This window comes from Marinobacter sp. SS8-8 (assembly GCF_030540945.1).
Classification (GTDB): domain Bacteria; phylum Pseudomonadota; class Gammaproteobacteria; order Pseudomonadales; family Oleiphilaceae; genus Marinobacter.
The window spans coordinates 14,119-24,972 of the sequence record NZ_JASSVN010000002.1 but is presented as its reverse complement, the minus strand read 5'-3'; the positions used below and the strand labels follow the sequence as shown (position 1 = coordinate 24,972).

Sequence of the window (10,854 nt, the reverse complement as noted above, 5' to 3'; positions counted from 1 at the left end):
AGCAGATCAGTCGTCGACTGATCTGCTTTTTTTTCGTCTTCGCACTGATCGACAAACAGGCGTATGCTGAACGCATTGTCCAGAAAAACAACTGAACTCCGACAGGATAATGCGCATGATGATGTACTACACGCACGAACTGAGCCGGCTGGCCCTGAAACCCGCCCGTTTGCTGGCAAGCGGCCAGAGCCAATTGCTTCGACACCCGTTGAATCCCTGCTCCAGAATTCCCGGAACCCGCAGTATTGCCTCGGCGCTCAACGTGTTTGAGGATCTCACCAGGCGTTACCCGAAGCCTGCCTTTAATCTGGAGACAACGGTTTGCGACGGCGAGACGGTTCTGGTCAGAGAGACCATCGTCAAACGCAAGCCCTTCTGCCAACTGAAGCACTTCCAGCGCAACATTGATCGTCCCGATGACCCAAAGCTGCTAATCGTGGCGCCACTGTCCGGCCATTTTGCTTCGCTTCTCAGGGGCACGGTGGAAGCCATGCTGCCGGGGCATGATGTTTACATCACAGACTGGCGTGACGCCAGCAGGGTGCCAATTTCGGAAGGCAATTTCGGGCTCGACGACTACATTGATTATGTTATTGATTTTATTGACCATATAGGCCCAGATACCCACGTTCTCGCGGTCTGCCAGCCGGTCGTGCCGGTGCTGGCGGCTACCGCACTGATGGCCCAGGATGATCACCCGTCGGCGCCCCGTTCTCTGGCCCTGATGAGTGGCCCGGTGGACGGGCGCGTTGATCCAACAGAACCCTGCGAGCTGGCCAGCAAACACAAACTTTCCTGGTTCAGACGCAACCTGATCCATACCGTGCCGGCGCCTTATCCGGGTACCATGCGCAAGGTTTACCCCGGTTTTTTACAGCTGACGGGGTTTATCAATATGAACTTCGACCGTCACCTGGGTGCCTATCGGGGGCTTTTCCGGTCTATTCGCGATGATGACGCGCAAGAGGTCGCCCGTCACAGAGAGTTTTACGACGAATATCTGGCGGTGATGGATCTGCCCGATGCCTACTACCTCGACACCATCGAACGTGTCTTTCAGGAGTTTCACCTGGCTCGTGGTTGCTTCAGGCACCGCGGTCGGCTGGTAGACCCCGGGGCCATCCGAAAAACGGCGCTGATGACCATCGAGGGGGAAAAGGACGATATTTCCAGCCCCGGTCAAACCCGTGCCGCCCACACACTCTGCACCAACATTCCCGACGACCGCCGGGTGCACCACTTGCAGCCGGGAGTCGGCCATTACGGCACGTTTAACGGTCGCCGCTGGCGAGAGGAAATCGCACCTCGCCTGCAGGAATTTATTCGCAAGGCCTGAGCGGATCATCGCCCAGGTTTCTTGTTACACTCGCTTCCCTCTGCAAGCTCGTACTGATCTGGGGAAGGCAAGATGCCCACGTTTTTACACACAGCAGACTGGCAAATGGGGCGGGCATTCAGTCGCTTCGAAACAGAAGACGGCGCGGCGCTGGTTGAAGCACGCTTTGAGGCCATTGAAAGAATCGCCCGCCTGGCTAACGAGCACCAGTGCGATGCGGTCCTGGTGGCAGGAGATGTCTTTGACGCCCAGATCGTCGCGGACCGAACCATTCGCCGCGCATTCAACGCTATCAAAGAATTTGCGGGCCCTTGGGTAATGCTGCCCGGAAACCACGATGCGGCGTTGGCGGAAAGCGTCTGGACAAGAGCCAAGCGCCTCGGTGCGGTGCCAGAAAATGCTCATCTGGCTTTGGAGCCGGGCATTATCCATCTCGAGCCTCAAGGCCTGGCGATCCTCTGCGCACCCCTGACGCAACGCAACACCTACAGTGATCTCACTGAAATCTTCAATACGTGGGAAACCCCGGAACGCCTGATCCGGGTTGGCCTTGCCCACGGCAGTGTGCAAGGTGTGTTGCCCGACGACATTGACTCCGCCAATCCCATATTGCCGAACCGTGCCGAAGCAGCCCGTCTGGATTATCTCGCCCTTGGCGACTGGCACGGTACCAAGCAGATTGATGAGCGCACCTGGTACAGCGGCACTCCCGAGCCTGAACGGTTCCGGAACAACGGTGCCGGCTACGCCCTGATCGTCGATGTGCCCGGGCCAGGAGAGTTGCCGAAGGTAACACCTGTGGAGACCGCCCGCTACCAGTGGCACCAATGGCGCGAAACCTTGACTGTTGAATCCGATCTGGACCAAATGCTGGAAAGACTCCAGGCACTACCCGAGTCATCCGTGGTTGATCTCCGCCTGGAAGGGGCGGTCACTCTGGCGGGTGAGGAGAAACTGATTGATGCGTTGTCCGTGGCCGAGGCCAGGTTCCGGAGCATCCAGTGTGATCGAAGCAGGTTACAGTTGGAACCTACCGACGAGGATATTGCCGCCCTGAAGGCGGATGGATACGTAGGGGAAGTCATCGAGCATCTCAGAAACCCGCAAAAAGACGACGACGCAGAGGCTGCACGGGATGCGCTCGCCATTCTGGCAGGGCTGCTGAAAGACCGGAAACGGGAGGCCGGCGAATGAAACTTCGTCGTCTGAAAGTGGAACAGCTTCGCCAGTTCCGGCAGCCGTTTGTGATGGACGACCTGCAGCCGGGGCTGAATCTGATTCACGGCCCCAATGAGTCCGGCAAGAGCACCCTGGTGCGGGCTATTCGTGCCGCCTTCTTTGAGCGTTACCGGACCAGCTCTGTTGAGGATCTTCGCCCCTGGGGCGATTCTGCGGCAGCCCCAACCATCACATTGGACTTTGAGGTCCGGCAAAAGTCCTGGCACCTGGTAAAAAGTTTTCTCCAGCGCAAACGCTGCGACCTCAAGATCGGTTTGGACAGCTACAGCGAAGACGAGGCCGAAGAAAAGCTCGCGGAACTCCTTGGCTTCCAGTTCTCCGCCAAGGGCATCAGCAAGCCCGAGCACTGGGGCGTGCCCGGGCTGCTGTGGGTTGAGCAGGGTGCCGGGCAGAACATCGAACAGGCGGTGGAGCATGCGGGCGATCACCTCAAATCAGCGCTCAATTCCCTGGTCGGTGAAGTGGCCAGCACCGGTGGTGACGAACTGATCGAACAGGTCAGAGCCCGCTGGAGTGAACTGTTCACGCCGACCGGCAAACCCCGTGGCGATTACCAGAAACTGGAGAAAGAGCGGGAAGAGCACCAGCAGGAAATCGACGAACTGCAGGCGCGCATCCAGAAATACCGGGAGCAGGTAGACCGGCTTGGCAAACTGACCCAGGACTACGAGCGCACCCGGCACGAGCGCCCCTGGGAAGAGGCTGAACGCCAGCTTGAACAGGCCAGGGAGCGGTACCGGCACGTCGAGAAACTGGAACAACTACAGGTTCAGGAAAAAGAAACCCTGACCCACCTGCAGAACAACCAGCAACTGTTACGGCAGAATCAGGAGCAGTTGCAAAGCCTGAACAAAAAACTGGATACCCGCAAAGCAGAACTTGATAACGCCCAGCGTGAACTGGAGCAGGCTGAGGCCCGCAGCCCGTCCATTGCAAGCAAGGTCCGGGAGGCAAAATCTGCTTATGAAGTCGCCGCAAAGCAGGTTGAACAGGCTCGCCTGCAGGAAACCCGTTCCCGGCTGGAGCAGGACATCGGCCGGCTCGAACAGCAATGCCAGACCCTGGACCGGAATCTTGCGAAGGCCCGGCAGTACCAGCATGAGCTCGAACAAGCGAGAGACCAGGCACGGCAGAACCAGATTGATGGCCAGGCGGTGAAAATCCTGAAGGACACCGGGTATGAACTGAAAGAAGAGAATATTCGCTCGCAGACCATCGCAACCCGATTAACCTGGCGGCTGGAGCCGAGTGCCAGGCTGGCTCTGAATGAGGAGCTGCTGGAGGGGCAGGGCGAGAGACAATTGCTCGAGGAATCCAGCCTCGTGATTCCCGGTGTGGGCACGTTGGGGATCACCCCAGGTGGGAAGGATCTTGCCAGTACCCGCCGTAAACTTTCGGCGCTGGAGCAAAGCCTGGCCGAACAGATGAAAACACTCGGGGTGAGCTCCGTTCAGCAGGCTGAGTATCGCGTGGCTGCCTGTGAGGCCGCCGAAAGGGCGCTGCTGCATACCCGCGAGTTGCTCAAGTCTGTTGCACCCATGGGTATCGACCAGCTACTGGCAGAGCAGAAAGAAACCGAATCCCGCCTGCAAAATGCAAAAACTGAACTGCAAAACAGCCCGGCCCCAGAGCCAGGCCAGCCGCCACAGGTGACCAACCTTGCCTCAGCAGAAGCACGGCGTACCCGGGCGGAAACCCGGCTGGCGGAAGCGGAGGCCGAGGAACGCAAGCACCAAACGGAGCTCTTGACCCGTCGCCAGACCCGCGACAATGCTAAATCCGAGTGGCAACAGTTGCAGGACGAAGTGCAAAACCCGGAACACCAGAAACAGCTCCAGAGGCTCTCAACAGAGCTGGCTGAAATTGAAGAAAGGCGGGTTCGTCTGGAGGCCACCCTGCAGGCCCGTGAGCAGGAAATACAGGAAGCCCGCCCGGCGATCCTGAAGCAGGACATCGAACGCTACCAGCGCAGCATCACCAACCTGCGCCAGGCCCAGGAAGAGCGGCAACGGGAATTGAGAGATATACAGGTGAGGCTGGAAGCCTGGGGTGCCGAAGGTCTGGAAGAGCAGTTCAGCGACAAAGTGGCCGGGCTTGAGCGGTGCAATCGACGTTACCAGGAGCTGCATCGTCGCGCCCGGGCGCTGAACCTTCTGCTCTCATTGCTGACGGAAAAACGACAGGCACTGACCCGGCGCCTGCAGGCGCCTTTGCAAAAGCACCTGGACCACTACCTCTCGCTACTCTTCCCGCAAGCCACTCTGGAAGTTGATGAGCACTTAAGGCCGGGCACGTTCACTCGGGGCACCGAACTGGGGCAGATTGCCGAGTTAAGCTTTGGCGCCCGCGAACAAATGGGGCTGATCAGCCGCCTCGCCTACGCAGACCTGCTGCGCGAAGCTGGAAGGCCCACTCTGGTGATACTGGACGACACCCTGGTGCACAGCGACACGGACCGTCTGGAAGACATAAAACGCATTCTGTTCGACGCCGCCAACCGGCACCAGATACTGCTGTTTACCTGCCATCCGGAAAAGTGGGGTGACTTGGGGGTTGCGCCCAGGGATATTCAGGCAATGAAAGAGCAGGCTCCTAGGCAGTAAATCGCCCGCTTACACGAGCTATTGGAAGTTGCCCCGCCGCTCACCATTATTGACTTGCCCGCCAGGCAAAAAATGCCCGCCATATCAGCACTTTTCCTTACGTCATTACCATGGTATGACGAAAAATTGACAATTTTTTAATTAGAAAAATGACCGACGTCACGTTGATAATCCGCCTCGTTTTATAAAATTTCACAAATTCGACGGAAAATTGGTGTTAAGTTAATATGGGATGCGTCGTAAAAATGTCTAAGGCATGGATTGCCGCATTTGTTCTTGGAGTGCTGCTTGCAGGGTGTGGGGGAGGTGGTGATTCCAGCGCTTCCAGTACGCCAGCCTCGTCACCGGAGGGCTCTGCGGTTTTAAGTTGGCGTGCACCGCTTACCCGGGTTAACGGCGAGAGTATCCCGATGGGCGAGCTGGACAAGTACGTTATCCGGTACGGTCAGGATACCGGTAATCTCAGCAAGGAAGTGATTGTCAGCAATGCGGCGGCCGAGGCGGAGATGTCTTACGAAGTAAGCGGCCTGGAGAAAGGCACCTGGTACTTCACCATTCAGGTTCAGGACATCAGTGGGTTGACCAGCGAGCCCTCCGAAGCAGTCAGCAAGGCCATCAGTTCCTGAAGCTGGCAACCTGTTGCCCGAAGACGCCTGGTCTCACGCCATCGGGTCGGTGATCGGCAGCTTCAGGGTGAAGGAAGAGCCTGCGCCCGGAGTTGACCATACCGAAATTTCCCCTTTGTGTTTTTCCACCACGGTTTTCACGAAGGAAAGTCCGAGCCCGGTGCCATGTACTCCTGCCAGCTCGCTGCTTTTCTGGCGCCGGTAGCGGTCAAACAGGTAGGGCAGTTCTTCCGGATCAATACCGGAACCTTCATCGGCGATGGCAAGGCACGCCTGATGGCCTGCCCGGAATACCTGAATGCTGACGGCGGAACCTCCCGGGCTGTACTGAACCGCGTTGGTGAGCAGGTTGATCACCGCTCGCTCCAAGAGCTCCGCGTTACCCCGGAGCCAGAGATCTTCCGTGCCCTGCAACTGAAGCTGTATTTGTTTCTCCACCGCCTGTTCACTGACGCTGTCCCGGGCGTTTTCAATGATGGCGAGGAATTCGCATTCGTAAAACCGGGTCTCGGTGAGTTGTTCGGCCCGGGCAAGCTGCACGAATTCCTCGGCCAGGTGATAGCTTCGCCGGGCGAGTCTGCCCAATTGGTCCAACTGGCTTTGCTCAATGTGGCTGGGGTCGCGTTTGAGCTGCTCAATCAGCGCCAGTTGGGAGACCAGCGGTGAGCGGACATCGTGGGAAATAAAGTCGATGGCCTCGCGGTGCTGGCGCTGCTGCTCTCGCAGTTCCGAGATGTCGGAAATGTTGGCGATGATGCCCTGCTCGTCGCTGTCGGGCAGGGCAAACGGGGCAAAGTGGATCAAAAAGTCCTTGTCGCGAATTCTCAGGTCCACGGTTCGGCTCTGCCGCAGCGTGAGGGTGTCTGAAACCGTTTCATGCCAGGGAGGCGTTTCCCGGGGGTCGTGGCCTTCAAGGAGTTTAACGAGAGGAAGGCCGCCCAGGCTTGGCATGGGTTCCTGGAACCATTCTTCGATATGGCCGTTGGCGAAGCGGATAACAGCCAGTTCGTCGGTCACGATGATGCCGTCGGGCATTCGCTCGAAGCTCCTGCGGATGAACTGTTGCATATGATTCAGCCGATCCGTGGCAACGCGGACCCGCTCGATTCGTGCGGAGATGTTCTCGCTGGGCCTGGCGATGCGGTTTGCCGGTGCGGTCGGCTCAAGGTGGAGCCTTCGAAGATAGCGCTGGATGGCTTCGCGGCCGAGGTCGTTGGGCAGTACCAGGCCAAGATGGTAGCGGGTGTTTCCTCGCAAGAGCTGAATCCAACTGTGGTTGCTGTCATGGAGCCAGTGGCCAGGGCGCAGGTCTTCCGGAATGTCGGCGGGGGAGAGGTCCCGCCTGGACAAAATATTGCGCTCCTCCGTGAGCAGCCATCCGGTGGGCTGGAACAGAGCCTGGAAATACTCCAGAAGTTGTGTCGGGTGCCGGCCTGAAGGCGCAGGCAGGGCAACCTGGGGGCTCCTGGCCAGATCATCCAACTGGCGGTTCAGGAAGCGGTTGGTCATGGCCAGGCGAAGGCCGCTGGATACCGGGAAGGCCAGGAAAGGAACGATCATCGCACTGGCCAGTGGCACCCACCATCGGAGAGCCATTAACATGAACAGGTACAACCCGGCCAGCGCACCTACGGCAGTTGCGCAGGCCAGGAGGGTGCGTGCCGGCCGCATGGAGGGCAGGGCAAGCGCGAGTACCAGAATCGTTGCCAATGCCAGAAGAGCCGACGCCCACTTCGGTGCCAGGCGAATAAGCAGCCCGCTGGCCTGCGCAGAAAACACGTTGGCGTGGAATTCAACACCGGGCAAGGGGCGGCTGAGTCCTGAGAAAGGCGTTGGCAGTACGTCTCCGAAGCCGGCAGCTGTGGCACCTACAAACACTGTCTTGCCGCTGAACAGTTCCGGCGAGGGTGGTTGAGTTAGTACCTTTGCGAACGAGTACGCCGGCAGGGAGCCCGCACCGCCGATCAGGGGAACCGCCCGGTACTGATCCCGTACGTTCACGTAAGGGGGTATGTTTCGGGTTTCTGCGCGTTGCGGCCCTTTGCCTGTGGCGGCCAGGGAAAGGCTGGGCCAGAGGCGCTCGCCGAGACCGTTATAGAGATAGAGGCCGCGGGCGACGCCGTCGCTGTCCAGCTCTACATGGGCGTGGCCAAGGCCAGCGGCCGCCGAGGCAAGTTTGCTGACGGGCAGTTGTTCGCTTAACAAGTACTGGGAGGTGGGCGGTGACAGATAAACGGGCAGAATCACATTGCCGTGGTTGCGCATCTGTTCGGCCAGTTCATCATCACCTGATGAGGGTTCGGCAAACAGGATGTCCAGCACGATCATCTTGGCACCTGCCTGGGTGAGTTTGGCGATCAGTTCCGCGTGCAGGTTCCTCGGCCATGGCCAACGGCCCAGACGGTTCAGGCTGAGTTCGTCGATGGTAACCAGAACAACATCGTCAGAGGCGCGCACCGGGCTGGCGGTGATGGCCCTGTCGTACAGCCAGTAATCGAGACGCTGGGGCAGTGCGGTGATCTGGATAAGCAGAAGGAGTGCCAGCAGTATCAGGCCCAGTGTCCAGGGGGTCGTTTTTATTGGCAGCCAATCCCGGTTCATGAGCCCTGCTGTGTGTTTCGGTCGATCAAAGGATTATTCCAGGTACAATTCCCTCCCAGGTCCCCAGCGGCTTTGCAGCGGACCGTCAGAAAGAGCTTTCAGGCGCACAAAATACCGCCTTCCGGGAATCAGACGCAAGGCTGCCGTGGTATCTGACAGCGTGGCTTCCTTGATGATGTTGTTGAATTCCGGCTCTTCAGACAGCTGCAAGCGGTAATCCGTGGCCGTGACGACCTTTTCCCAGAATACCCGCACCTGGCTGTCAATGTAGTTGACGCTGATGATGCGCACCGGCGGCAGGCTGCCGTTTACCACCAGTTGCCGGGGCCCGGTGGTGGCCACGGAGTTGCCGCCGGCCTCGGTCACTACCCGCCAGTAATATTTGCCCGGCCCAAGGGGGCGAGATGGCAGGGCGGAGGTTTCCGGTGCCCATTCGCTGGTGGTGACCAGGTTCCGGAAGTCTTTGTCTTCGGCGATTTCCAACCGGGCCACTTCGTTATCGCCATTAAGCTGCCAGCGGAATTCCGGCATGTCATCGTTTACGGTATCACCGTCCGGGGGCGACATCAGACTGGCCATTCTGGCCTGCAGGTCGACTTCAACCGGAATCACAGCGGGCATACCGGCAGTGCCGCGGTTGTCCAGGGCGGCCAGGTGAATTTCGTAGCTGCCGTTGTCCAGCCGGCTGATATCAAAGCTGTTGCCGGTGATTTCCCGGCTCTCCACCCAGCGGCCGCTGTCGGCTTCAAAGATGTCCACCCGGTACAAGGGGGCCCGGCTTTCCTGCCAGGTCATGGTCGATGGCAGTTGGGTCAGCGTGGGGGGCAGAGGGTTGATTTCCGGAGCGGGCGGCAGGCGACGAATGCTCAGGCCACTGCTGCTTTTGGTGGACAGGTTGGCGCCGAACCCGGCTGGGATGCGCTGGGTTTTGCCCGGTGCGCCGAAATCCACCTCGCCCTCGGTTACCTGCAGGCTGGTGCCTTTGGTTGAGGTCTGGAGGGCAAATGCGGTGCCGCGCACGGCGGCCACGGCGGATGGAGTTTCAATCTCGAAACGTGCTCCGCCTTCCATTACCGGTTTTACCCGGGTGTGGATTTCACCGTGGTTGAGCCGAAGGCGGGTGTCGACCATACCGGCTTTGCCGTATTGGGTCAGACGATTGAATATCAGACGGGAGTTAGGCGAGATCCGGACTTCCGAGCCGTCGGCCAGTTCGATGGTCGCGGTACCAGAGGCAGAGAGAATCTCGTCGCCGACTTGAATCAGAGTGCCTTCGGTCAGGCGAATCTTGCGGCCAGTGTTGCCTGAAATCAGTTGAACCGTTCCCGAGACGGTGCTGGCTTTCGCCGGTTGGGGCTGGCGCTTAAGCCAGGCCAGGGGAATGCGAACGGCGTCGCCGGCTCCGAGGATGGCACCATTGCTGATGCTGTTGTACTGAAGCAGGCGGCTGGCGCTGTAGCTTTGTGCGAGCAAGTCGTTTGCCACTTCCGGGAAACTCTCACCCGGGTGTAGGGTATAGATCCACTCCGGTACCGGGCTGGCAGGTGAGGTGTGAGACTGCCCGGCGGACCCACGGGTTAGCGACAGTTCCGCGCCCGCCGGAAACGCACAGGCCAGGAGGGCAATGATCAGCAGCAGTACAGGCAGCTTTGGCACCCGGGCATCAATCATTGGTTACCGTGTCTGTCTCAGCCGAATCGACATCCTGTTCCCGGGCTTTCATGGCTTCCAGGCGGTAGCCGCGCTGGTAAATGGTTTTGATCCGGAAACCGTTTTCCGGATTCATGCCCAGGCGACGGCGAAGGCGGCTCATGTGGGTGTCAACGGTGCGGGTGTTGATGTCGCGGGCCAGGCCCCAGACCCGCTCCAGAAGCATTTCCCGGGTAAGCAGGCGGCCCTGGTTCTGGAACAGGAACAGGGTCAGGTCGAAATCCTTGTCGGTCAGCGTGAGTTCTTTGCCGTGCAGAGAAATGATCCGGTGTTGAGTGTTGATTTCGAAGGGCCCGTAGCGAAGTACTTCTTTCTCGCTGTCCGGATTCGTGCGTCTGGCCAGGGCGTTGATTCGTGCCACCAGTTCCGCTGCCCGGGCCGGCTTGGCGAGGTAATCATCGGCACCTGCGTCCAGGGCCCGGACGATATCCGCTTCACTGTCCCGCTGGGTGAGGAAAACCACGGGAATCGGCCAGTTCAGCTGGGCCCTTATGCTTTCAAGAACATCAATGCCGGTCATGTCCGGAATCTGCCAGTCCAGAATCAGGAGGTCGTAACTGCGGTGCAGTACCGCGCTCAGAAAGCCCTGGCCGGTAGGGAAGCTGTCGCAGTGATGCCGGCGCTCAGACAGAATCGACTGGATGTGCTGTGCCTGTTCGGCTTCGTCTTCAAGCAAGGCAATACGCATAAAGTCTCTCCCGGAGTGTTGCTTCTTTTTTGCCTGCCATGGCGCAGAGTT

7 protein-coding genes are annotated in these 10,854 nt (G+C 59.1%); 4 read left to right on the top strand and 3 right to left on the bottom strand.

Translation table 11 applies throughout. The annotated features are described in order from the left end of the window. The first annotated feature begins 115 nt into the window (after nucleotides 1-115). From QPL96_RS02115 to QPL96_RS02100, 4 genes are all read left to right on the top strand, one after another. Nucleotides 116-1,336, top strand: a complete 1,221-nt coding sequence (locus QPL96_RS02115; RefSeq protein WP_303285264.1) for a polyhydroxyalkanoate depolymerase — start codon at nucleotides 116-118, stop codon at nucleotides 1,334-1,336. A 72-nt stretch (nucleotides 1,337-1,408) separates the two neighbouring features. After that, a complete protein-coding gene (locus QPL96_RS02110) occupies nucleotides 1,409-2,530 on the top strand; it encodes a DNA repair exonuclease (RefSeq protein ID WP_303285263.1) in 1,122 nt (373 codons plus the stop codon). Continuing rightward, nucleotides 2,527-5,178 (top strand): AAA family ATPase, encoded by a 2,652-nt coding sequence (locus QPL96_RS02105; protein ID WP_303285262.1) that lies wholly within the window; start codon nucleotides 2,527-2,529, stop codon nucleotides 5,176-5,178. The genes QPL96_RS02110 and QPL96_RS02105 overlap by 4 nt, the downstream gene beginning before the upstream one ends. A gap of 245 nt (nucleotides 5,179-5,423) precedes the next feature. Next, the gene (locus tag QPL96_RS02100; protein WP_303285261.1) at nucleotides 5,424-5,804 is read left to right on the top strand and encodes a fibronectin type III domain-containing protein; all 381 of its coding nucleotides are present in this window, start codon (nucleotides 5,424-5,426) and stop codon (nucleotides 5,802-5,804) included. 33 nt (nucleotides 5,805-5,837) lie between these two features. Here QPL96_RS02100 and QPL96_RS02095 read toward each other — a convergent pair whose 3' ends face one another. From QPL96_RS02095 to QPL96_RS02085, 3 genes are read right to left on the bottom strand one after another with little or no spacing between them, the layout of a single operon-like run. Continuing rightward, nucleotides 5,838-8,405, bottom strand: coding sequence for a CHASE2 domain-containing protein (locus QPL96_RS02095; protein WP_303285259.1), 2,568 nt, complete (start codon nucleotides 8,403-8,405; stop codon nucleotides 5,838-5,840). 33 nt (nucleotides 8,406-8,438) lie between these two features. Further along, a complete protein-coding gene (locus QPL96_RS02090; RefSeq protein ID WP_303285257.1) occupies nucleotides 8,439-10,076 on the bottom strand; it encodes a FecR domain-containing protein in 1,638 nt (545 codons plus the stop codon). Then, on the bottom strand, nucleotides 10,069-10,803 hold the full coding sequence (locus QPL96_RS02085; RefSeq protein WP_303285256.1) for a response regulator transcription factor: 735 nt from the start codon (nucleotides 10,801-10,803) through the stop codon (nucleotides 10,069-10,071). The genes QPL96_RS02090 and QPL96_RS02085 overlap by 8 nt, the downstream gene beginning before the upstream one ends. Between the last annotated feature and the right edge of the window lie 51 nt (nucleotides 10,804-10,854).